22 protein-coding genes are annotated in these 25,440 nt (G+C 36.1%); 21 read left to right on the top strand and 1 reads right to left on the bottom strand.

Annotated elements, in window-relative coordinates:
* Positions 1–36 precede the first annotated feature (36 nt).
* The 14 genes from MKY08_RS13655 to MKY08_RS13590 all read left to right on the top strand — a co-directional run bounded on the left by MKY08_RS13655 (position 37) and on the right by MKY08_RS13590 (position 17,858).
* The gene (locus MKY08_RS13655; RefSeq protein ID WP_024361248.1) at positions 37–810 is read left to right on the top strand and encodes a hypothetical protein; all 774 of its coding nucleotides are present in this window, start codon (positions 37–39) and stop codon (positions 808–810) included.
* 155 nt (positions 811–965) lie between these two features.
* Positions 966–1,607 carry a hypothetical protein gene (locus MKY08_RS13650; protein ID WP_069509028.1) on the top strand — a complete coding sequence of 214 codons (642 nt, stop codon included), beginning with the start codon at positions 966–968 and terminating at the stop codon, positions 1,605–1,607.
* Positions 1,607–3,109, top strand: a complete 1,503-nt coding sequence (locus tag MKY08_RS13645; RefSeq protein WP_069509025.1) for a phage baseplate assembly protein V — start codon at positions 1,607–1,609, stop codon at positions 3,107–3,109. The genes MKY08_RS13650 and MKY08_RS13645 overlap by 1 nt, the downstream gene beginning before the upstream one ends.
* A gap of 15 nt (positions 3,110–3,124) precedes the next feature.
* Positions 3,125–4,219, top strand: coding sequence for a pentapeptide repeat-containing protein (locus MKY08_RS13640; RefSeq protein WP_069509023.1), 1,095 nt, complete (start codon positions 3,125–3,127; stop codon positions 4,217–4,219).
* Between the two features lie 18 nt (positions 4,220–4,237).
* Positions 4,238–4,735 (top strand): hypothetical protein, encoded by a 498-nt coding sequence (locus MKY08_RS13635; protein WP_024361244.1) that lies wholly within the window; start codon positions 4,238–4,240, stop codon positions 4,733–4,735.
* A 98-nt stretch (positions 4,736–4,833) separates the two neighbouring features.
* Positions 4,834–5,232 carry a DUF4280 domain-containing protein gene (locus MKY08_RS13630; RefSeq protein WP_024361243.1) on the top strand — a complete coding sequence of 133 codons (399 nt, stop codon included), beginning with the start codon at positions 4,834–4,836 and terminating at the stop codon, positions 5,230–5,232.
* Positions 5,233–5,259: 27 nt separating this feature from the next.
* Complete coding sequence (locus MKY08_RS13625) at positions 5,260–10,788, top strand: DUF6531 domain-containing protein (RefSeq protein ID WP_342533614.1); 5,529 nt, start codon at positions 5,260–5,262, stop codon at positions 10,786–10,788.
* Positions 10,789–10,793: 5 nt separating this feature from the next.
* Positions 10,794–11,423, top strand: a complete 630-nt coding sequence (locus tag MKY08_RS13620) for an Imm43 family immunity protein (RefSeq protein ID WP_069512193.1) — start codon at positions 10,794–10,796, stop codon at positions 11,421–11,423.
* A gap of 365 nt (positions 11,424–11,788) precedes the next feature.
* Positions 11,789–13,051 carry an RHS repeat-associated core domain-containing protein gene (locus MKY08_RS13615; RefSeq protein ID WP_069512196.1) on the top strand — a complete coding sequence of 421 codons (1,263 nt, stop codon included), beginning with the start codon at positions 11,789–11,791 and terminating at the stop codon, positions 13,049–13,051.
* Between the two features lie 30 nt (positions 13,052–13,081).
* Positions 13,082–13,561: a hypothetical protein gene (locus tag MKY08_RS13610; RefSeq protein WP_069512198.1), complete on the top strand. Its 480-nt coding sequence runs from the start codon at positions 13,082–13,084 to the stop codon at positions 13,559–13,561.
* A gap of 414 nt (positions 13,562–13,975) precedes the next feature.
* Positions 13,976–15,760: an RHS repeat-associated core domain-containing protein gene (locus MKY08_RS13605; RefSeq protein ID WP_342533612.1), complete on the top strand. Its 1,785-nt coding sequence runs from the start codon at positions 13,976–13,978 to the stop codon at positions 15,758–15,760.
* A gap of 23 nt (positions 15,761–15,783) precedes the next feature.
* Positions 15,784–16,218: an SMI1/KNR4 family protein gene (locus tag MKY08_RS13600; RefSeq protein ID WP_069513060.1), complete on the top strand. Its 435-nt coding sequence runs from the start codon at positions 15,784–15,786 to the stop codon at positions 16,216–16,218.
* Between the two features lie 115 nt (positions 16,219–16,333).
* The gene (locus MKY08_RS13595; RefSeq protein WP_305143794.1) at positions 16,334–17,227 is read left to right on the top strand and encodes an RHS repeat-associated core domain-containing protein; all 894 of its coding nucleotides are present in this window, start codon (positions 16,334–16,336) and stop codon (positions 17,225–17,227) included.
* 4 nt (positions 17,228–17,231) lie between these two features.
* The gene (locus MKY08_RS13590) at positions 17,232–17,858 is read left to right on the top strand and encodes an Imm43 family immunity protein (protein WP_069513062.1); all 627 of its coding nucleotides are present in this window, start codon (positions 17,232–17,234) and stop codon (positions 17,856–17,858) included.
* A gap of 217 nt (positions 17,859–18,075) precedes the next feature.
* On the opposite strand, the gene MKY08_RS13585 is transcribed toward MKY08_RS13590, so the two are convergent.
* On the bottom strand, positions 18,076–18,291 hold the full coding sequence (locus MKY08_RS13585; RefSeq protein ID WP_069513063.1) for a hypothetical protein: 216 nt from the start codon (positions 18,289–18,291) through the stop codon (positions 18,076–18,078).
* A gap of 117 nt (positions 18,292–18,408) precedes the next feature.
* On the opposite strand from MKY08_RS13585, the gene MKY08_RS13580 reads away from it, so the two are divergent.
* The 7 genes from MKY08_RS13580 (at position 18,409) to MKY08_RS13550 (ending at position 25,408) form a co-directional block, all read left to right on the top strand.
* The gene (locus tag MKY08_RS13580) at positions 18,409–18,939 is read left to right on the top strand and encodes a DUF1629 domain-containing protein (protein ID WP_069513064.1); all 531 of its coding nucleotides are present in this window, start codon (positions 18,409–18,411) and stop codon (positions 18,937–18,939) included.
* A 177-nt stretch (positions 18,940–19,116) separates the two neighbouring features.
* Entirely contained in the window at positions 19,117–19,539 is a 423-nt protein-coding gene (locus MKY08_RS13575; protein WP_069513065.1) for a DUF1629 domain-containing protein, read from the top strand.
* A gap of 164 nt (positions 19,540–19,703) precedes the next feature.
* Positions 19,704–20,030: a DUF5713 family protein gene (locus MKY08_RS13570; RefSeq protein ID WP_069513066.1), complete on the top strand. Its 327-nt coding sequence runs from the start codon at positions 19,704–19,706 to the stop codon at positions 20,028–20,030.
* A gap of 400 nt (positions 20,031–20,430) precedes the next feature.
* Positions 20,431–21,246, top strand: a complete 816-nt coding sequence (locus MKY08_RS13565; protein ID WP_069513067.1) for a hypothetical protein — start codon at positions 20,431–20,433, stop codon at positions 21,244–21,246.
* Positions 21,247–21,262: 16 nt separating this feature from the next.
* Positions 21,263–21,739 (top strand): hypothetical protein, encoded by a 477-nt coding sequence (locus MKY08_RS13560; RefSeq protein WP_069513068.1) that lies wholly within the window; start codon positions 21,263–21,265, stop codon positions 21,737–21,739.
* A gap of 20 nt (positions 21,740–21,759) precedes the next feature.
* Positions 21,760–22,233 (top strand): hypothetical protein, encoded by a 474-nt coding sequence (locus tag MKY08_RS13555; protein WP_069513069.1) that lies wholly within the window; start codon positions 21,760–21,762, stop codon positions 22,231–22,233.
* Between the two features lie 319 nt (positions 22,234–22,552).
* Positions 22,553–25,408, top strand: coding sequence for a hypothetical protein (locus tag MKY08_RS13550; protein WP_069513070.1), 2,856 nt, complete (start codon positions 22,553–22,555; stop codon positions 25,406–25,408).
* Positions 25,409–25,440 lie beyond the last annotated feature (32 nt).

Genomic DNA, 25,440 nt, shown 5'->3' with positions numbered 1-25,440 from the left:
TCAAAAGTGAAAACAAGAAAAGAGGTGGGTGACAGCTTGTTTGCCAATCAATATCCACATTTTCAAAAAGGTCGTATTTTAAAGCGAGAAATGTTGGAGAATTTACGAGATTACCCAAGAGAGTTTTTAGATCTGTATTTCCAAGATTACTCGAATGGCATTATTGCGGGTGTCCATATTATTGTAGCAGATTCACAACTCATTATTACAAAAGGCATTATTAAGCATAATGGAAGGCTATATATGCTACATAGTAGCTATGAGCTTCCTTATGAAGCTACAGGGCACGAAACGATATTAAAAGTACGATTTCCTGAAGCAGTGAATAACCTTGATTATACCCATTACACAACAGAAATTATTTTAGATGATTCCGTTGATCTTGCACAAAATGAACTAGAATTAGCACGCTTTAAATTAAAATTAGGAGCCAAACTGCGCTCACAGCATATCGACTTTCTCGACTTTGCAACTGAATATAACACAGTAAACTATCATCATTGTCATTATGCTGGCATACAAAAAAGCACCTACCACCCACTTATATTGCAATATTTTGCACGAGAGCTTTTAAAATATCGCCCAACCAATCCATATGATATAGCCTTTGCCTTAGAGTGTTTAAATCAGGAGAGAGTGCAACGAGATGCGATTGATTTCTATATTTGCAATAGGCTAGAGCTAGACTATCAAACGTTAAGTAATAGTCAAATTCATAAGTATTTAAATCGTATTTTAATGGACGTAAAGGGTGGCAGCCGTATGAAGGGACTCAGTCAAGGTCGCCCAAAACGTATGATTGTGGATTAGGTAGTGATGTGCTAAGAAAACAAGATTAATAGAGAAGAGCATGTTTTAACGATTTCATCACAAAGCAAGTCGTATTATACCAACACTAGCTATAAGAAAAATAAAAGACAGGTCTAAGCATACTAAAAGACTTTTTAACAAAGGAGGGCGAAAAAATGAGTTATATGGATGAAGAAGTAATTGAGATGACCAAGCATGCAAGGCAGAAAAAACGAACAGAGAACATTGAAAAGCAATTGTTACATACGGACATTGTGAAAGCCATTCAAAATGGCCAGCTAACAATTGAAGATGAAACAATTGAATTTGCACAGATTGGCTTTTACGAGAATCAAATACAAATGTATATGCCTGTAGCATTTGAAGAGATGGAATCGGACTTAATGAATATTAAATATCCATCAAGCCGTAGACCGGATTACATTTACACAAGTGATAGCACGTCCATTAACGTCACGATGAAACTAATGGAACAACAATTAAAAGAAGAAGAGTTAGAAGATTTTACTGAAGCGATGATGAATATCGTGCAAAAGTTCCAGCCAGGTGCTGAAATGTTCGATATCGGCATGAAAGAAGTGAACGGTCTACAAATTGGTTATTTTGATTTTATTTCGAAGGCACTCGATAACAAGATTTATAATTTAATGTTTTTATTTATAATAGATGGCCATGTGGCTACGGGTTCAGTTAATTGCTTGAAAAAAGAAATGGATATATGGCAACCGATTGCTTATGGCATGTTGGAATTAATCTCAATCGAAAACAAATCATTGGATGGAGAAGGTGTTGTTTGATGGAGCGAGTTAACAAGGAAACAGCAATGACGTATAAAGATTTAATTGTGATGCCCTATAATATCCGCGTCAGCGAAATCGAAATCACACAACAAATGAATGAACATGCGGTATTACATTTAACAGGCATTATACCAGATGAACTTGAAGACTCCTACGTTTACATGACTGACGCTGAAACAGCTATCGAAGTATTGCAAATCGGCAGTAATGGCCAATCGCCTATTTTTAATGGATTAGCATTAGATGTACAAGTGAAATCGGTGCTGGGTACGTATTATTTGGAGGTGAAGGCAGTTTCACATACGTATGTATTAGATGTGAAGAAAAAAAACCAAACGTACCAACATGCTAAGATGCCATATACAGAATTAATCAATGAATGTATTGCCGACCAACCAGGTGCCGACTTTATGGATCATGTCACAAAGGGTGCTAGTATTGGTAGCTTTACAATGCAATATTTAGAGACAGACTGGGAGTTTCTAAAACGTATGGCTTCTAGATTTCATACGGGCTTAGTGCCAGACACAGTTCATAGTGCACCAAAGTTTTACTTCGGCGTACCATTTCAAGCAGGTGCTGTACAGAAAATAGATGCAATCAATTACCGTGTGAAAAAGGCAATTGGCAACTTCCTTATTTCTAGTAAAAATCATCTCGATAGTATAACGGACAGTGACTATATGTATTATGAAGTAGAATCGACCCAACTATTCAAAATCGGCAACGAAGTCACGTTCCAAGCCAAAAAACTATATGTTTATAAAATCGTATCGAAGCTTAAAAATGGCTTATTGAAGCATATTTATACGCTTACACCAAAGAATGGTTTCAGTGTTCACACGACGTATAATCAAGCAATTATCGGCGCGTCTATTCAAGGAAAAGTCATTGATGTGGCAGGAGATAAAATCCGCATTCATGTCGATTTTGACGAGGGGCAAGAAAAGAGTACAGCCTATTGGTTTCCATATTCAACAATCTATGCGTCAGAAGATAATACAGGGTGGTATTTTATGCCAGAGTTATCTGACAATGTGAGAATCTATTTCCCAAGCAACCGTGAGGATGAGGGGATTGCCATTAGCTCCGTGACCAAAGCACCACCACAATCGGGTGCTATGTTAGCAGCAACGAATCCGACCAGTCAAGGTGGGGGCGGTAGTGCTGCACCTCCAGAGGATAGCCGCCAAGACCCAGTACGTATGGCTGATCCAGATGTAAAAACACTTAGAACGAAGCATGGTAAACAAATTCTACTAGCTCCTGATCGTATTGTCATTTCTGGTGGTGGATTAATGATTTCGTTAATGGATGATAATGGTATTTCTATTATTAGTGATAAAAACATTAACTTAAAAGCAACAGACAAAGTCGTTATTAATGCCAAGCAAATTATGATCAATGCCAATGAAAAAATTGAGATGACATGTAAAGAGAACTCAATCAAGATGGAGGACAAAATGGAGATTAAAGGAACAGAAGTACGAGCAAATTAGTGGGGATGTAGACGCATGAAACGAGAAGAAGCCTTACAGCATTTTATGGATGAATGTGTGGTAGTCCATGTCAACCGGTTACAAGCAATAGTCGATCGACAGTTTCGTCAAGACAAGGAAGTTTTACTTCAACCAATCATTCACGCATTTGAACAATTATTTGCGAATATTAGCAGACAGCAACAGCAGGGTAAGTTAGCCCCAGTTGCTTTTATTCATCTATCATTGCTACGAACATCTTTACTAGAAAACAAGTTTACGTATTTGCTGGAAGCATATGGAGAAACATGGTATTTCGATTGGGTAGAATGCACAGCAAAATATGAAGCACATTGGCTTTGTGAAGCGATGAGGGATTTACAAAATACACTAGAAAAAGAAAGAAAGTCATATATTAGCATTCAAACAACGGACGTTCGAGTCATTCTGCAGCAGACCGTTATACAGTTTCATCAATATATTGTCCAATTGCTACGTTATCTCTTTCGCTATCACCAAGAAAGCGTCCCTACAATCAATTTTCAACGCGCGACATGCTTGCGTTTCCGAGCTGGAGAATATAAAGGGTTTAGTGAAGATATTGCACTGATTGACGAACGGCAACAAGTGGAAAAAGATATCCTGTTATCGTTAGAGAAGAAAGAGGCGAACCAATCGTATAGGTTTGAAAACTTTTCAAACCTATCATTAATGCAACAAGATTTGAGCCATATGAACTTTTCCTATGCAAATTTCCAAGACAGTAATTTAGCAGAGGCTTCATTGCATCGAAGTGTTTGCATTGGTACAAATTTTATTGGTTGTCAATTAGCGAATGTTGATTTTTCGTATGCAATGATTCAAGATGCAGATTTTCGAAATGCTAATTTAGCAGGTGTTAATTTTAGACATGCACAAGGAAAAACATTGAAGTTTCCTAATAATGAAGTTCCTTGCTACCTTGGTACGGATTTCAGCAATGCGAATTTGCAACAGGCAAAATTTGAATTTGCACAAATGGCAGGTGCTAATTTTACTGGTGCTAATTTAAAGGGCGCCACTTTTTTTCAACGAGATCAAGCGAAGTATCAATTTAGCCAAGCCCAGGTAAAAGACATTCATTGGATTTGAAGCTTACAGGAGGACAAAATGGAATACTTTATTGTTCAACAAGACCAAAGTATTATCAATCCTATTATTCCTTTGAAGACGGACCTTGATGATGATTTTGTGTGCTCTTCAGTATTTGCAGAAGTGGTGGAAAAAGAACAGGGGCTATATCTAGATTATTTAGAAAAGCCTCGAACAATTGTGTCAGAGCAATTAAAAAAGCTGTTAGCAAAATATGAGGATCACTTAGCGTTTACAGCTATTGTTTTTACGGATGTAAAAAAGGGGACACAGCGCTTGTATTGGCTGATGGAGGTTGAAAAGAAGAATTGTATTTCTCATGAAACCACGTATTATCCAGATGGACGTATCAAGGAGCTTGTGATAAACCCGAAAAAGGTTGAATTAGATTATATTTTTCAAGTCAATAGTCAAGGAAATTCTTTTACAATCGTTAATCTAGATGTGGCAGAAAGTATATTAAGACGACCATTTCTTGGCATTCAGTTGCAGCGAGTAAAACTTGAAAGAAGCTAAAAAACGTTGATTGCTAAAGTATACTGATGCATCTGGAGTCAAACAAAAATCAAAGAATAAGTCGTAGTTTGAAACATATACGAAGGGTAGGTTATTAAATGGCTCAAGTTGTAGAAAATTTGGAGACAGAAGGTTCAGAACAAGAGCAATTTAGTTATGTGGTTCATGGAGCAATTATTTCTTGTGAGCATGGTAGTCATCTAAATTATTTAAATTTACCGCAGGATCATGGCGTTTATATTAAAGGGAAAGCCGTATTGAATGTGGGCGATCGTAAACCTGACAACATCCCAACCTTTGGCGTGTGCCTGAAATTAAAAAAACCATGTACGCCTGCATGCTCCATCGACTGGATGGAAGGAATGGAAAATGTCAATATCGAGGGCAAGCAAGCGTTATTGTCCCGATGTCATACGCAATGCTCAGCAGGTGGAGGAAAAATTGATATTGTTCATGATGGACAAGAGGAATTAACAATACCGAAACAAGGCTTTTAAAAAAGAGTGTTTGAAAGGAGGTAAGTAATGAAAACGCTAGGAGAAAAGGAAGTCAACAAGATAACTACGTACGAGGATCTTGTGCTCGAGTGGCCTTATCCTCTTATTCATATCAATAAACTAACGATAAAACATCAAGGCAATGATCATGCAAGACTGTCCTTTACAGGAATGATTGCGGAAGAGCAAGCACAAAAGTATATTCAACGTGTCAGTCATTCAGATGAAGTCGTTGTAAAATTTGGTCGACAACAAGACATCTTGTTTTCAGGTAGAATTGAAAATGCAGAGTTGCAGGCAGCGCAAGGGGTGCATTATGTCTATGTCGAGGCAGTATCGTTTACAGCCAATATGGATGTTGAAAAACGCTCACGTTCTTTTCAAGATGCGAATATGACCTATGTAGCGTTACTAGATACCATTGTGGGGGCTTATCCTCATGGGGATTACATCGACCAGGTGTCCAACGGTCAAGCAATAGGTCATATCTCGATTCAATATATGGAGACAGATTGGACATTTATTAAAAGAATGGCTTCTAATCTACAGGCGGTTGTTTTTCCTGATTTACAAGGAAAGGGACCACGATTTTGGTTTGGCACACCCGAAAGTAAGAAACGTATAACAATCGACCATCTACCTTCTGTATTACATATGGATATAGATACTTATCGATTAATTACTGAAAACGATGGTACGGATGTAAGTGAAACCGATTATACATTTTGTGAATTTGAAAGCACAGAAGCGTATGATTTGGGTACAACAGTAAAATTAAAGGGAAAATCCTATATAATTACGGTTCGGGAAATTCATCTCGAAGCGGGTGTACTAAAGTTTCAATATACTGCCCAACCAGAAAAAAGTATTCGTCAGCGATTAGTACGCAATTTAGATTTGATTGGGGCAGCCTTTACAGGGAAGATCATTGATGTTACGCAAAACACGGTCAAAATTCATTTAGATATCGATAAAAAACAAGAGAAAGAAAAAGCACATTGGTTTGCTTATTCAGCAGATGCAAATGGTGTCATGTATTTAATGCCGCAAAAAGGTGCTCGTGCCCAATTGCATTTTCCAAGTGCTGTGGAACAAGATGCCATTGTCATTAGCTCGGTGCGTGTTGCACCTGCTACACCGGAGGGTGGGCAAAAACAAACGAAAAAAATGGCAGACACGACCGTGAAATCATTGGCAACCAATGCGGGGAAAGATATGACATTAGGTGTTGGTGATATTACCTTTAGTGCAGTGGATGGCGTATTGGACCTTAAGATGGATGATGGAGAAGGCGTAACATTTCAAAGTAATAGTACCATTATGCTAGCGGCAGATGAGACACTTGAGATGAGTGGTATGAACGAGTTATCGGTAGAAGCGGAGGAATGGATTGCCATTTCAGCAAAGGAGCAAAGCCATATAATCCTTGCAGCGGACACACAGTTAATTAGTACACTGATTGAACAAGAAGGCATAGAGAAAAAAAGTCAACCACCGAAGTTAAATGAAGAAGCAATCGAAGCTACATCCAAAGTGGATGTTATCTTCCCACAAAAAGCAGAGCAGAAAAAAGAGAAAAAAGGCTTCTTTAGTAAGGTGCTTGATAACGTTAGTTTAGCTTTAGATGTTGCTGGATTTATTCCAGGTATCGGGACTTTCGCGGATATTGCCAACGCTGGTATTAGCTTGGCAAGAGGAGACTATATGGGCGCGGCGATGAATATAGTCGGTGCAGTGCCAATCGTTGGGGATGCTGCAAAAACAGCCTACAAGGCCAATAAAGCCGTAAAGGTAGCAGAAGCAGCTAGTAAAACCGCCAAGGCTGCAGATAAGGCAGTGGATGCTTCAAAAGCAGTAAAAGGGATGAAAGCCGCTTACTCCAAAGTTGCGCAAACACTCGATACTGTGTCAGCACTGGCTAACAAAGGCACAAAAAGCATGAAAACAGCAGCCGATAAAGTGATCGCTTCGATGGATGAAGTGCTAGCTGTGTCAAAGGCTGTCGATGGTATGAAGGCGATGGCCAAAACAGAGTTAACCAAACTCAATCATCAAGTATTAAAGAAATTTAACTGTACAAAAGGTTTAAGTGATAAATTCTGTAAAAAAGGCTTTGAACCGGTTGATTTAATTACTGGCCGTATGATCTACGAAGGTGTTGACTTTGAACTTCCAGGTCCTATCCCTCTTGCATGGGAACGTGCGTGGTACAGTGATAGTAGTCGAGTTGGTTTAACCGGGCATGGTATGCACTTTACATACGATCTAGCCTTAGAGATATTTGAAGAAGAAGACCTAATCGGAATTGTGGTGACGGATGGCCGCGCAGTAGGGTTTCCAATTTTACCAATTAATTTACCATATTTTAATAAAAAAGAAAGAATGACCCTGAAAAATACAGGTGTGGAATACCATTTGTTTGAGCATGATACACGCTTGCTTTATGTATTTGAACAAACAACCGAGACGACATATCGATTAAAAGAAGTAAGAAATGAGCAAGACCACCATATTCAATTTGCGTATAACCCAAAAGGCTTCTTATCGCAAGTAACAGATAGCGTAGGGCGCATACTAGATGTTACGACCAATGAAGCGGGCAGAATGACGGAAGTTGCTTTACGCAACCAAATGAGTCGTGAAGTGTTAGTGCGCTATGTTTACAATGATGTTCAAGATTTAATCGAAATCCAAGATGCATTAGGACAAAGTACACATATCCAGTATGTCAATCACTTAATGATGCAAAAAATAGACCGCAATAAAAATAGCTTCTTCTGGCGTTACGATGGGCCAACTACAGGTGCGCGCGTTATTAAAACATGGGGAGATGGCAATGTCCTAGCAGGTGAGCTTGCCTATTATGATGGCTATAACGAAATTACCAATAGCTTAGGGCATACAAGTACTTACTATTTTAATGAAGATAACCTCTGTACGAAAATTAAGTATCCAGATGGTAGTGAGGTCAGCTATAACTATAATGAGGACTTTGAATTACTGCAAGAAGTAGATGAAGATGGTCGCTTAACAACTTTCAGCTATGATGAATGGGCCAATCCAATTACGATGACGCTGGCAGATGGCAGTACTTTATCTTCTCAGCATGATGCCAAAGATCGATTGATTCAGGCAGTTAATCCAGAGGGCGGCAGTCGTCAGTGGATTTATAATGAAGACGGGACATTACAGGCAACGATTTTAGAAGATGGTACAAAGACTGAATTTTCCTATAATGAGCATCGTTTAATCGATACAGTGACAAATGCGCAAGGGCATATGGTAAGCTTAACGTATGACGCTGACCTAAACTTAAGCCAAGTCACATTGCCAGATGGGACAAGTTCAACATGGACATACGACAGGCGTGGGAACTGCATAAGTACAACTAATCCGCTTGGAGCCACGGAAAAGTTCCATTATGATCATTTAAATCGCCTAGTGCGCGCCCATCTATCTGATGGTAACGATGTTCAACTAAAGTACAATGCCTATGATGATATTATTTTTGCAAAGGATAACCATACACAAGTGGCTTTTGACTACACGATTCTTGGAAGCCTAACGTCTCGCAAACAAGGTGGCAAGCAAGTACAATTCACCTACGATACAGAGGAGCAATTGACCGCTGTTATCAATGAAAAAGGCGAAGCGTACACCTTTGAACGCGATACTAAAGGTAATATTATCAAGGAAAACGGCTTTGATGACATAGAAAAATCGTATGAGCGAAGTCTAGCAGGATTCGTGCAACGGATTCAACGACCAGGGAATCGTTGGACAGCGTATCAACACGATGCGCTAGGAAATATTATTCGCTCTGACTACTATGATGGTACGTGGGAAACATTTAGCTATGACAAAAACGGCGCATTACAAGAAACGGAAAATGAGCATATAACCGTTAAGCTAGAACGTGACCCATCTGGACAAGTCATCAAAGAATGGCAAAACGACCATTGGATTGCGAGTAGCTATGACGAGTTAGGCAATCGCTCACAGATAACAAGTAGCCTTGGTGCCAAAATCGATGTCACGCGCAATGAACTAGGCAATGTCTTACAAATGACCGCCTCTCGCTCCGAGCAAAACCAGTGGACAGCCTCGATGCAGTACAATGAACTCGGTCAAGAGATTGAAAGAATCCTACCAGGGGATGTTATTAGCAAGTGGCAGTATGATATCACAGGTAGACCAACACATCACAGAGTAAGTAGCCAAAGCCGAGATACACGAAGACGCGCCTACAATTGGGACGTCAATCATCAATTACGAAGTATGGTCAACGAGCTAACAGGTGTAAAAGTGACGTACGGCTATGATGAATTTAGTAACCTCGTGTGGGCCAATCAAGACAGTCGCCAATTTGATTTCTTATACCGCAGCGTCGATGATGTCGGCAATCTATATGAAACAAAGGATAAAAAAGATCGTGTTTACGGCGCAGGCAGTAGATTACTAGAAACAAAAGATGCCAAATTCTCCTATGACGAAGAAGGAAATCTCGTAGAGAAAGTCGAACATAATGGAGATACATGGAAGTACGAGTACTATGGCAATGGCATGATGGCCAAGGTCATAAAGCCAGATAATACTGAGGTTATGTTCAAGTATGACGCACTAGGTAGGCGGATAGAGAAGTGTTCGGGAGTTAGAGCTACCCATTTTGTATGGGATGGCAATACGATTTTGCATGAGTATTTGTCACAGGATAATTCAGTGGAGAATGCCTCACAGACAGATGACTTAGACAGTCTCGTTACATGGGTATTCAATGATGGATTTGTCCCTTCAGCAAAAATCACGAATAAAGGCAACTACAGCATTATTAGTGATTATCTAGGAACGCCTGTTGAAGCTTATGATGAACAAGGTCATAAGGTTTGGTCGGCTGAGCTTGATGTGTATGGGCGAGTGAACGAGTTTACGGGTGAGAAAGATTTCATTCCGTTTAGGTATCAAGGGCAGTATGAAGATGTAGAAATTGGCTTGTATTATAACCGATTCCGATACTATGACCCAGAGCAAGGGAATTATACGCAGATTGACCCGATTGGACTGGCTGGGAACAATCCGACGCTTTATGGATATGTTGGAAACACTAATACATGGATTGATGTATTTGGATTATCAAGAGCACCTAGTCAAATTCTAGCTGGTAACTTAAAGAAAGGCGGTAGTAAGACAACTGGTTACCAAGCTCATCATGTGATTCCAACCAATGTTTGGAAACGATATAAAACGTTTTTTGACGATATAGGGATAGGGGGATTAAGAGATGAGGCATTTAACGGTATTATGATTCCAAGTAACCCTGATACCCTTCAAAAAAGTTCCTTTAACTTTATTCATAATACACATCATTCTCTATATAACAGTCATGTAGTAAATGAGATAAAATTCATTTCGGAAGATTTTGATAATGGGATCATAGACAAAAAGACGGCAAGAGGAAAAGTTAGAAAATTACAAATGAATCTAAAGAATCAACTTTCAATGGGGCACTTTGATACAGTTCAGTCCAAAAAATATCCAAATTGCAAGAGATTGGGGTAATTAATATGAAAAATTATATGATAATAAACGACAAACTCACGACTCCTATTTTCTTAGATGGCGTAATACATGAACATTTTGATGAAACAATGTATCACGAAGGAATGGGATATAGTTGGAATCGTCATTTTTTTAACAAAGATGATTTTCCTAAAGAGTTGTGGTTGATTACAACAAGCAAGATTGAATTTGACTATTATGAAAGTTTTTTAGGTCATATAGTTGAAGAACAGCTATTAAATCTAATATTAGATTCAAAGTCATTAAATGAATATGTGATAGCGAAACTAAATATAGTTAATACAAAGGGTAAGTCAAAGGTAAAGAAAAATAAAAACTATTATTTTATTAAATATTTTGATGGTATTTCTTTAGTGGATTATGAAAAATCAGAATTTACTTCTAGAGAAGTACCTAAAAATAAGAATTTTAAATCCGAAGGGGTCTTTGTTGAAAAATATCAAAAAATTGTTTTTAAAAATACTGATTTTGATGTATATCGGTTAAAGGATTTAAGGTTAAGTACATTCTTATTTTGTTCAGATAAATTTATGCAAAGATGCATACAACTAAAATTAATAGGTTTAAAATTTGTTGAATTAAATGAAGTAGTAGCACATATTAACTCTCGCTAAATAAAACAATTTATATAACAAATTTTAAAAGATTTATTAGGCTTGGACTAGACATCAATAATTGATATTTAATTTGTGTCGGTCCCTATTTACAATAATTACTTAAAAGTGGCATATAAATCCATTAAATGTGGATTTATATGCTTATTCTTTTTATCTCAATAATTTCTTCTGAAAATATTAAAACTTATATTGTAAATACCTGCCATGTCTTTTTATTTTTACTAGAAAATCGTATTCTCCTACTTTCTTAGATGGTTAAATACCTTAACACAGGTAGACCAACACATCACAGAGTAAGTAGCCAAAGCCGAGATACGCGAAGACGTGCCTACAATTGGGATGTCAATCATCAATTACGCAGTATGGTCAACGAGCTAACGGGTGTAAAAGTGACGTATGGTTACGACGAATTTAGTAACCTCGTATGGGCCAATCAAGATAGTCGTCAATTTGATTTCTTATACCGTAGTGTCGATGATGTCGGCAATTTATATGAAACAAAAGATAAAAAAGACCGTGTTTATGGCGCTGGCAGTAGACTATTAGAAACAAAAGATGCCAAATTCTCCTATGATGAAGAAGGAAATCTCGTAGAGAAAGTCGAACATAATGGAGATACATGGAAGTACGAATACTATGGCAATGGCATGATGGCTAAGGTCATAAAGCCAGATAATACTGAGGTTACTTTCAAGTATGACGCACTAGGTAGGCGGATAGAGAAGTGTTCGGAAGGTAGAGCTACTCATTTTGTATGGGATGGCAATACGATTTTACATGAGTATTTCTCGCAGGATAATTCGGTGGAGAATGCCTCGCAGACAGATGACTTAGACAGTCTCGTTACATGGGTATTCAATGATGGCTTTGTCCCTTCAGCTAAGATAACGAGTGAAGGCAACTACAGCATTATTAGTGATTATCTAGGAACGCCTGTCGAAGCTTATGATGAACAAGGTCATAAGGTTTGGTCGGCTGAGCTTGATGTGTATGGGCGAGTGAAGGAATTTACGGGTGAGAAAGATTTCATCCCATTTAGGTATCAAGGGCAGTATGAAGATTTAGAGATTGGCTTGTATTATAACCGATTCCGATACTACGACCCAGAGCAAGGGAATTATACGCAAGTTGACCCGATTGGACTGGCTGGTGGGAATCCTACGTTGTATGGGTATGTAAATAATCCTAATTTATATTTGGATATTTTTGGGCTAGATGTAACAATCACTCTAATTTATAAAGACTGGATGCCAAAAAATGAGTTTCTCAGAAAAGCTCAAACACTTCAAAAACTTGGGGAAGAAGGTCTTTTATATAAAGTTGCAAAAGTATCGAGGGATAGAAATGTAACTAAAGCATTTAGACAAGATATGATTAAAAGAATATGGGCACAGTATGGAAATAGCAATCGTGCATTTGCCGATAAGTTAATAGATAGGGTTGCACACAAGATGCAACCAGATCATGTTTGGGAATTGCAACTTGGTGGACCAGATTCAAAATCTAACTTAAGATTTTTAGAAAGCAAAACTAACTGGGATATAGGGACTCAACAAATACGTCCTCAAATCAGAAATTTAGAAGCTGGTACAAAAATAAAAGTAAATATTAAATGCCCATCATAAAGATAAAAAGTGAAGTGAGGATGATTTTTAATGAATAAGGATATTAAAACAATTATAGATTGCCTAAAAGACGGTTTAAAAAGAGATCCTTCAAGTATTGTATTTGGAAAATTAAATGAAGGTATCGGGGAAATGAATGAAGCAACAATTTTAAAGTTAGGAAAATATTATGACTTTTTAAGATTAACTAACGGAGCTCGGTGTGGCGATATTGATTTGTGGGGTTACAGTGAATTAGAAAAAAATCAATATGTACTCTCAGATTTACAAGATGAAAAAGAATCATGGTTGTCTATAGGTCAAATTTTGTATGAACCATTATTAATTAATAGACTTGATGGGAATGTTTATGAATTTATAGTGGATGATGGTTCTAAGAATTGTTTAGGTGAATTAGACTTCTTTTTAAAAAATTACGTTTTTGGATCTAGTTATAGTAAAGTTATTCCCAACTCTGAAAAGGATGATTGGTTCTTGTTTCTTAAAAAGAACGGAATGATTTCTAGTTAGGGAAATTATATAGGAGTATCTCGACTGAAATACAAAAAGTAGATGAAAATTAAGTAATTAATGAATATTTCGGAATTCCTATAATTTACATTATTAATAAAGATATTTAGTATTATAGTCCATTATCTGGGTGTTTTTGCAAAAGCATAATACGTAAATTGAAATAAAGTCTTTTTTCTAGAATATGTTATTAATTTAGATAAAGGAGTTAAACTATTAGTATAAGTAAACTATCAACTAAAAACATATGTAAAGATGAGGTTATAACTTCTTTCTTTACATATGTTTTTTGCAAAGAATTGGAATGATTTTTTAAGTATTTATTTACTACATATTAATAAAAGATTTCAAAACAACGAGAAACCATTTTGAACATATTTCTGCTTCATGTATGAGCGAAGTCTAGCAGGAATCGTGCAACGGATTCAACGACCAGGGAATCGTTGGACAGCGTATCAATACGATGCGCTAGGAAATATTATTCGCTCTGACTACTATGATGGTGCGTGGGAAACATTTAGCTATGACAAAAACGGCGCATTACAAGAAACGGAAAATGAGCATGTAAACGTTAAGCTAGAACGAGACCCATCTGGACAAGTCATCAAAGAATGGCGAAACGACCATTGGATTGCCAGTAGCTATGACGAGTTAGGAAATCGTTCACAGATAACAAGTAGCCTCGGTGCCAAAATCGATGTGGCTCGTAATGAACTAGGCAATGTCTTACAAATGACGGCGTCTCGCTCCGAGCAAGCCCAGTGGACAGCCTCGATACAGTACAATGAACTTGGTCAAGAGATTGAGCGAATCCTACCAGGGGATGTTATTAGTAAATGGCAATATGATATAACAGGTAGACCAACACATCATAGAGTAAGTAGCCAAAGCCGAGATACGCGAAGACATGCCTACAATTGGGACGTCAATCATCAATTACGCAGTATGGTCAACGAGCTAACAGGTGTAAAAGTGACATACGGCTATGATGAATTTAGTAACCTCGTGTGGGCCAATCAAGACAGTCGCCAATTTGATTTCTTATACCGTAGTGTCGATGATGTCGGCAATTTATATGAAGCAAAAGATAAAAAAGACCGTGTTTACGGCGCTGGCAGTAGATTACTAGAAACAAAAGATGCCAAATTCTCCTATGACGAAGAAGGAAATCTCGTAGAGAAAATCGAACATAATGGAGATACATGGAAGTACGAATACTATGGCAATGGCATGTTGTCAAAAGTCATCCGTCCAGATCTCACAGAAGTTACGTTCAAGTATGACACACTAGGTAGACGGATAGAGAAGTGTTCGGAAAGTAAGGCTACTCATTTTGTGTGGGATGGCAATACGATTTTGCATGAGTATTTGTCACAGGATAATTCAGTGGAGAATGCCTCACAGACAGATGACTTAGACAGTCTCGTTACATGGGTATTCAATGATGGCTTTGTCCCTTCAGCGAAAATCACGAATAAAGGTAGCTACAGTATTATTAGTGATTATCTAGGAACGCCTGTCGAAGCCTATGATGAACAAGGTCATAAGGTTTGGTCGGCTGAGCTTGATGTGTATGGACGAGTAAAAGAGTTTACAGGTGAGAAGGATTTCATTCCGTTTAGGTATCAAGGGCAGTATGAAGATGTAGAAATTGGCTTGTATTATAACCGATTCCGATACTATGACCCTGTGCAAGGGAATTATACGCAAGTTGACCCGATTGGGCTTGCGGGTGGGAATCCGACATTATATGGTTATGTGAGTGATCCAAATACGTGGCTTGATCCATTTGGTTTAAGCTGTGGTAAAACAAATCGAGGAACGAGTAATAGGAGTTATGATTCTACTAAACCGCTAAGTCCTTCGAATTATCCAAATCCTGACCCTGCTATGTCTGTTCCACCTGTTCGTTACGAACCCAAAACAATTGAAGAAGTAATAAGGATGCGGCGTGGAGATGGACCAACTACTAAAAAGACACATGGAGATAGAAATATAGAGGCACACCATAGGAACCAAATCCCCATTTCAGAAGGTGGCGTATTTGATGAATTAGAAGAATATACTCATCGACGTGGTGGTAATCACACTAGACATAGACAGAAGTCAAAACTAACACCAAGCCAAAGGAGAAAAGAAATAAGTGACCACTATAAAAAACGAGGAAATGAATATATACTACCAGGTGAGGGTATATAAAAAAGAGAGGAAGGTAATTTAAGATGACTCATGATGAAGTGGAGGCTATTTTATCACAAGTGTTGGACAAAGAATGGGAGGTCTTTGAACCCCCTTCTAGACGGGATTGGGAGGCACTAGAATATAAATTTAACTGTAAATTTAGTGAGGACTTTAAAATATTTATTACATTAATGTCTAAATATGTGCTTCCGGGAATTTTAAATGTATCAACTGGAGAAAACAATGGCAATGATTTAATAGAATTTGTTTATGATTATGAGATTAAGAATGGTAAGTGGGATGCAAATTTTATTCCATTCCTAGAAGTAGGTAATGGTGATTATTTTTGTCTTAGTGCCAAAGAAAGTCCGAAGTCACCAGTATATTATTACTATAATGACGATTCTGATTTTGAAGAATATAATAAAACCATTGAAGAATGGGTAAAAAATCTACCTCAGTTTCTTAATGGATAATAATTGGAAATATAAGGGAGTATAACTAGCTTCGATTAATGAGAAATGAGAATTTGAATTTATTCAAATTCTCATTTCTCTGTTTTTTATGTTTTCTCCATATTGTTTTTTGCTAATGGATGTGAATTTTAGAAAATTCACATCCATTAATGCGAGACCCATCTCGTTATTGGTGGAGAATGCCTCGAAGACAGACGCATTAGATAGTCTCGTTACATGGGTATTCAATGATGGATTTGTCCCTTCAGCAAAAATCACGAATAAAGGCAACTACAGCATTATTAGTGATTATCTAGGAACACCCGTCGAAGCCTATGATGAACAAGGTCATAAGGTTTGGTCGGCTGAGCTTGATGTGTATGGACGAGTAAAAGAGTTTACAGGTGAGAAGGATTTCATTCCGTTTAGGTATCAAGGGCAGTATGAAGATGTAGAGATTGGCTTGTATTATAACCGATTCCGATACTATGACCCTGTGCAAGGGAATTATACGCAGGTTGACCCAATTGGGCTTGCGGGTGGGAATCCTACGTTGTATGGATATGTAAATAATCCTAATAGAGAAATTGATTTGTTTGGTTTAGCAAGAGCACCTAGCCAAATTCTTGCTGGAAATCGAAAAAAGGCTGGAGATAAAATATCAGGATATCAAGCTCACCATGTTATTACAACTAATACATGGAAAACACATCAATCCTTCTTTGATTCTATTGGTATGGGGGGATTAAGAGATGAAGCATTTAATGGTATTATGATGCCTAGCAACCCCAACACATTAAAAGGAAACTCTTTTAGTATGATTCATAATACTCAACACCCTATGTATAGTGATTATGTCTTGAGTAGGGTGACGGATATTGCGGATCAATACTCTCTGGGATTAATAAATGAAAAAGAGGCTAGGACTGATATTCGAAAATTGCAAATAGAATTGAAAAACAAAATACAGAAGGGGCACTTTGGTACTGTGCAATCTAAGAAATATCCTAAGTGTCAAAGATTAGGGTGATAGTATGAGTTATTATATGATTGTTAAGGATAATGTAAAGTCGCCTATTTTTTTGAAGGGCGTTATTCACGAATCATTTGATGAAACAAAATACAATGAGGGAATGGGATATGAATGGAATAAAATCTTTTTTCAAAAACAAGAAATGCCAAAAGATTTATGGTTAATTACTAATAATAAAATTGAATTTGACTATTATGAGGGTTTTAATGGTCATATTATCAGTAGTGATTTTTTTACTTTGATGAATCAAGTAAATACTTTACAAAAGTATGTTACATCAAATCTACAAGTTGTTAGTTCAAAGGGAAAATCTAAAGTAAAGAAACCCTATTATTTTATTAAGTACTATAATAGAGAAGATTTCGTTGATTACGAGAAGTCAGAGTTTACAAAAAGAGATGTTCCAGAAAATAAGGTTTTTGACATAAATTATATGGTTGGAAAATATCAAAAAATTGTTCTACAAGAAAATGATAGAGACGTGTTTTGCTTAAATGACTTAAAATTAGCAAGATATCTATTTTGTTCAGAAAGGTTTAAGCAACTTTGTGAAGAAAAACAAATGAAAGGAATTCAATTTATAGAATTAGAAGATGTTCCTCAATATTTTTCTTCATATGATCGATAATATATATGTTCCTAATTTTTGTAAGTTAATAATTTTTAATTTAAAACGATTTAACACATGTTAAGAGGAAAAATCCTTTCAACGTGTGTTTTCTTTAATAATGAAACTTCTTCTTCTTGAATATTTTTATTCTTTAGTGAGTCAAGAAGGACAAGTGTACAAAAAATCTAATGCACCGCTCTAGGTAGGCGGATAGAGAAGTGTTCGGAAGGTAGAGCTACTCATTTTGTATGGGATGGCAATACGATTTTGCATGAGTATTTGTCACAGGATAATTCAGTGGAAAATCACCGCCATAAATTTGTAGGCAAAATTGATAATCGTTTAAACCTAAATCTTCTATTTGTAACAAAGATGCTTTATTGCCCATTAATGAACCACAGTAAATCTCAATATCATCTAAATCTTCACCATCAAAATTCTCATAGTTCAAAATCAACTCCATTGTGCCCGACTCGGCGGGTATAGCTTCTTGCCTAAGTGGAAATGGAATAATATCATAGTAGAGATATTGCTAATGCTGATTATTTGAAAAGAGGGTGTATAAATATTGAATATTTATGAAATAAAAAGTGACTATGATGTTTTTAATTTTTTTGTATTCAAACAGGGGAGTAAGTCTAACTATTTAAGCTTTGAAGGTCAAAAGTTAGGAGGTAGTTGGGATCCTTTACAATTGGAAATATTAAGAGAAAAAGGAAAGAAAGAGGATTTTGATGCATCCTGTTATTTTGATGGAATATTAATTGTGAATGCGGAGCTTAAAAAGATATTTGAAGTGAATTATGGTGAGAAAATAGAGGTTTTGCCAGTTAATACAGATAGAGGTCTATATTACTTTATAAATGTTACCAATAAAATAAAAGCTATTAAAAATATTGATAAAATGTCCACAGACGAAATAATGGAAATGGTTAGAAATAAATGCTACACATTTGACCTTCAGATTGTAAAAGATCAAGGGATTTTCAGGGATAGTAAAATGTCAGCAAACTATTTTGTTACAGATTCCTTTATTATGTTAATGAACAATAATCGAATCAAGGGCTTACGTTATGAAAAAATTGGACATGCAGAATAGAATAGTCAATATTGTCTATACAGCGCTGCTTATTAAAGAGTCGATACAAAACTAGACTTTATTGTTAAGGGGGAGAATGAGATAAGCTATTTCAGATTATTAGTTTCCTATAAACGAGATGTATATTTCTTTTATTCTGATGAGAACCCATATAATCGATTTGACTTGGAAAAAGGTATGGCATATGTTCAACATCATGACAAACTACTATACGTAGTAGATAGGCTCGATTCTGAGTTAGAACAATATGATATTTTACCAACTGTAGGTGGCAAGTTGGTAAGCTTAAAGCTAAAAAAGCTAATAGAAAAATTAGGTTCAGATTGTGAGTTTATTCCTGCAATTATTAAATCTACTGAAACAGGAGAAACCAATGATTCTTACTTCGTAATGAATGTTTTAAATTTAATTCCTTGTTTAGATCATAATAGGTCAGACTATGACCTACTAGTTAATTCCAGACCTGAGGGACCAATTAGTTTAAATTTTATTGCTCTTATTCCAAAATCTCTAAATGGACACCATGTAGTAAGAATGAAAGAATCAAAAGAAGAGATAGTTGGAAGTTTTTGTGAAAGCTTGCAGAAAAGAAAAAATTAAAGGTGTTCTATTGGTTAAAGAAGGTAATGTACGTAGTCCAGACTTTGTTGAACTTACATAGTGTTGTTAAGCGGTTAAATGTAAGTTGTTTCTATGATAGAACAAAAATGGTATTATATGTTGTGAGAAGTAATAGGACAATCAACATCAAAGGAGGAACCATTGTGAAAAAACTTGATGCTAAATTCGAATACTTGTCGGATATGTACGAAGATTCGTATTATCCAACGTTTTTAGTAAATAAAATTAAAGAGAATATTATGAAATTAGCCCATTTTATTGAAGAGGGCAATCATACCCTTGATGGGGTACAGGAAAAGTTGGATGAAATGACTGTAGCAATCAATGAACTACAGGATGAGTTTTATGAACACGATAGTGAAATTGAAACGGTTGCACGAGATTCAATTGCCATAACAGTAGAAGAAATTTTACAATATTTTGAGATTGATATAGATATCGAAGAAGCGTTAAGAGAACGAGATTGGTAAAAATTACCGGAATTTCAATAAGGAAAGTGGATGTTCGATAGGAGATGCTTATAGTGTTTTTATCAACTTCTAATTATATTGTCTTAAATTAAAATTTGTTTTCTTAAAGAATAAAGTAGAATCCATAAAAAGAACGGAGCTTCATTCACTTGATTGCCTAATAAGCAACAAGTGTTTTTTTATGTTTAAGACTACATCTCCACATCATAATTATCGAAAGCTGTGAAGAATGTAACTATATTCATACTCGTTAATTTAATATTTATTCCTTCGCAAAAAGGTATTTAGATATAGGAAATGCGTTGAAATTTATAAAAAAATCAAAAAAATATGATTTTTTAGAAAAAAACAATATTGTATAATAATCGTAAATTTTAATACTAATCATTGGGAGGTCTATATGTCAATTAATACGAACTTTAATCAGCCAAATTCGACACTTGTAACTGTGAAAAGATCTAGTAGCACTACGCCATTAATTGCTACATCAAACCAAAACAATGACAAAAGCATTCAAAATTTTGCAATGCAACAACAAAAAGACACCGTATCTATCTCGAGTGAAGCAAGAAATAGGTTACTGACGGCTCGTGCTTCTGTGAGACCTAACTCATGGGTAGATACAGCGTTAGATTGGGCAAAATCTACCGTTAGTTGGCTTAAAAAAGCGGGTCAATTTGCTGTAGATGCAGCAAAAGAAGGCATTAACTTTTTAGTACTTGATGATGTTAGAACGATTTTTAATCCGAATGCGGGCATTACAGAAAAAGGGGTAGCGTTAGTTTCCCTCTTCCCAGCAGGAAAAGTAGTGAAATCAGGGAAATTATTCGAGCTATTGAGAAAAGCGGGGAAATCCGCGGATGTTGATACCTTTGCTGGTTTAGGTAAAATTCAAAAGTTTAATGCTAAAGGGATTTTATTAGATGGAGATAGCCGTACGGGTTGGGAACATATTTACAAAAGACATGTTGCGGGAACTACTGCAAATAGGGGGACCACATTATTTCCTAGAGCACTCGGTGATGCACAGATTAAAAATTTAATTATGGAATCATTAGAAAAAGGAACTTTAAAAAGTACGCATGCTAATGGAATGAAAATTTACACATACCGCCCAAGAAAATATGGTATTTCTGAGATGACAACAGTTGTCACAAAAGATAATATTATTAAAACATCTTATCCTAATGGTGGAACATCGGTAATAAGAAAATAAAGGAGGGAGCCTAAAAATGAAAATTAGATTTGATTTAGAAGATGACGATTTATCAGTTCTGCAAAATAAGAATATCCGTGCTGATTTTTATCTCGACAGTTATTTAGAAGTATTTGTACTTGAAAATAATAAGGAAATTTTTCTCTTTTCCACAACAATACACAGTACAATTATTATTACATTCAGTCGACAATTATTAGAATTATACGAAACAGGTAAGAAACTTGTTCTTGATACTTTTGGTAATGCCAACGTCTATACTTTTAAAAAAGTGGGGAATAATATAGTTATTACCAATTTTGATGTATTCACTAATGCAGAAGCATGGCAATATACATTTGATTTTAATGCATTTTTGAAGGCTTATACAAACGAGTTACGAAGACATTTGCGAAATTTGACAGAAAAAGATGCAAACATTATAAAATGTTCAGACTTTATCTTATTAAAAGAAAGCTTAAAGAGTTTAGAAGCGGTTGCCAATGCAATTTAATTTAGAGAGGTAAGCTAACAATGAAAATTAGATTTGATTTAGAAGATGACGATTTATCAGTTCTGCAAAATAAAAACGTGCATGCTGATTTTTATCTCGATAGTTATTTAGAAGTATTTGTGATTGACGATAACAAAGAAATGTTACTCTTCTTTACAACGATACACAGTACCATAGTGATTGATTTCAATCAACTATTAATTGAGTTGCATCAAACAGGCAAGGAACAAGTTCTTGATACATTTGGTAATGCCAACGTCTATACCTTTAAAAAAGTAGGAAGTAATCTTCTGATTACAAATTTTGATGAATTCTCTAATTCAGTAGAATGGCAATATACATTTGATTTTATGGCATTTACGAAGGCTTATACAAACGAGTTGCGACAGCATTTAAAAAATTTAGTAGAAAAAGATGCAAAGATTATCAAACGTCCAAACTTTATGTTACTTAGACAAGGATTAAATGAACTGGAAATAGTTGTAGCCCCGTGATATGAATCTTATTATTTGGAGATACCCGTATATTATGACAATGATAATTAAAACAAAGAAAGAAGAGGTTTCTCTATAGTTTTGAGATGCCTTTTCTTTCTTTGTTAGTTTACTATACGTCAATTTATGCTTTTGTAAATATGTATGGATAGAGCCCTGTTTGATGTATGTACTTCAGTTAGTAACAATCAAAAGAATACTAGAACTGCGCTGGAAATTAGGTAGAATTTACTTTTTTAGATTGTTTGACAATAATAAGGGAAATTTTTGTTTATTTACCGATATATATCGTAGGTAACAAAAAGGAGGTCAACACGTTTTGAATAAAAAATATCTTTTTACAGTAGCGGCTATTCCCGCAGCATTTGTTGTGCCTGCTGTAGCAGCGGCAGAAGAAGTAACGACCCTTACAATAACAGGTAACCCTTTAGTAGGTGTAACGCTTAATGCCGACTTAAAAGGTGCACCAGCTGGCACATACATAAAAAGTTATCAGTGGTATTATGTTGAAGGGGGTTCCAATAAACCAATTCCTAGTGCAACAGAGGCTACATTTAAATTACCGGTAGAGGCAGAGGGTAAAACAGTCCTAGTGGAGGCTGTGACGACGACAGATACTAAATATACGAGTAGCCCAATAGTGGTACCCGAGTTGTCCTTAAAAATTGAGAAGCCTTCTTTTGAGGGGTACGGTCCTCAAAATAATGTGTTACCTGGTGACACAGTGAAAGTAATCGGAGCTAAAGTTACTGATACGAAGGGTGCTGTAATTCAAAGTAATCAAATTACATATAGCTATGAATGGTTTTATAAAACGGGTGATGTGTTTACGATTATTTCGGGAGTAAATACAGAGTCCTATACGATTCCTAAAGATGCGCTTGAAACAAATAAAAAAGATATATCGGTCAGAGTAATTGCGAAAGTCGGTACTAAGAGAGTGGAATCTGATTTCACAGAAGTGCTGACCGTTTCGAAACAGCCAATTGAAACACTTGTGACGAGCATTACGAATTTACGCAAAAGCGATAGCAAGTATCAGGTAACAGATTTTGCATCATTTGAAGCGAATGTAAAAGCATTAGAAACGAATTACCAAGCTCTTTCAGCTACTGCAAAGGCAAGCATTACGAACTATGATGTGCTAAAGCGTGCATTGGCAGATGTTGAGGCTATTAGCAAATTAAATAAGCAATTAGACAATATTAAAACAGTTGAGCAAAAAGACCTGGCGAAATATATTAGCGATCTAGAAGCGTCGTATGACAAGCTTGATTTATTACAACGTAGTTTAGACGTAAATGATACTTTGTACAGTGGTATTAAAGCTTTAGTGAAAGAACCATCTGATACCGCAGATTTAGCGGAAGTGAGAAGAATTAATAATGAGATTGTGGCGTTATTAAACTATGATAGTGCGCTTATTAAGTATGCCCCTAACAGTGTCGAAGCATTACAGCTAGCGGTAAACAAAATAGAAGCTGATATTGCGAAACTATCGAAAAATTATCAAGTGGCTGTACAAAATCAAACGATACTTAAAGACGCTAAGCAAGATTTGAAAAAGATAGAACAGTTTATTAAACTTTTTGATAAATTGACAGCGAATACGACAGCGAACAAGCAGGTGACAATTGCTAAATCCATTCGCTCTAGCTATGAAAAATTAACGTATAAACAATTGCTTTTAGTGCCAAATGACTATAAAGTGAAGTTGCTTAATGCGGAAAATGCAGAGCAGGATATGATCGATCGTTTGAATGCGGATATTAAATCGTATATTGGCGATAAGCAATATCAAATTAAGCCTACAGCAGATACATGGCAAGGCTATGTGAACAATATTAATAAAATAGTGTCAGATTATAAAAGTTTAACAAAAAATTCAGCGGCTAAAATTATCGACTATGACCGTATTTTAATCATGCAAAAAGACTTTAAAGCGGCTGAAAAAGTGATTAAAGATATGGATGGTTACAAAAAGCTTGCCAACACAGCTGGCGTGACAGAAAGTAAGCTGAAAACGAGCTACAGTAATACACTAAAAGCATACAATAAATTAACGACTTTACAGCAATCACTTGTTTATAATGCGCAGGAATTTTTAAATAGTTCTCCAACTATAACGGTAGGGAATAATGGCAATGAACCTACTGACAAGGCAGATGCTGAAGCACTGAAAGTTAAAATACAAGCTTTCGCCAATGTAACAAGTTATACATTTACGCAATTTGAAGCGGAAGTAGAAGAGGCAACAAAGCAATACAAAAAATTATCATCTCCAGCACGAAAATATGTAACGAACTATGATTTATTAACTACAGCGACAAAAGATCTTACTGGTGTAAGAGCATTCCATAAAAAAGTACAAGCAGCTCGAGAAGAACTAGATGTTGCAAAGCAAACGAAAAAAATTCAATCAGTCGAAGCAGCTTATGCAAAATTGCCTGCCAATCAACAGCATTTAGCGAAAGCTCAGTACGAGGATTTATTAAATAATCGTTTAGTAGACACGACTGCACCTGATATTTCAAAATTAATACAAGATATTGCGGCAATTGAAACGGATGATTTATATAAAGTATCCATACAGGATATTCAAAACTTAGCGAACCAATATAATAAACTAAGTTCCAGCGATAAAAAACGCGTAACAAATGCGGCAATTTTAACAGCAGCTATTGCAGATGTTAAAAAGGTAGAGTCATTTATGAAGCAATACGATAAGTCGTTTGCAAGCAATCCGACAACAGTTATTAAAGCATTTGCGAAGTTAACATCTAAACAAATGAGCTTAGTCAGTGAAAATGTTCGCCAACAAATTATCGCCAAGGAGAAAGAACTTCAGCAAGCAAACGATATTGCATTAACGTTAATAGAGGACATTAATTCACTTGTCCAAAATGGCGATTATATTGTGACTTTAGAAGCAAAAGTGGCGGAAATTCGCACTGCTTACGATAAACTAACTGCTTCTGAAAAAAGCGTCGTAAAAAATTATTCGAAGCTGACACAGGCAGAGAATGACTTGAAAAAAGTAGCAGAGGTTCATGCGCTATATGTACCTGATACAAATGGCAATGAAGCTGCTCGCAAAGCTTGGCAAACAGCCTATGGTAAACTCTCTAAAAAACTAGAAAATCTGTATAAGAATATGTACGCAGGCGATCTGTAAGCAGACTTCTGTGTAATCTGTAAAAATAGTAT

The sequence above is a fragment of the Lysinibacillus sp. FSL M8-0337 genome (assembly GCF_038593855.1).
Classification (GTDB): domain Bacteria; phylum Bacillota; class Bacilli; order Bacillales_A; family Planococcaceae; genus Lysinibacillus; species Lysinibacillus sphaericus_D.
Note: the sequence above shows the minus strand (reverse complement) of the source record. Positions and strands in the feature narration are given on the sequence as shown.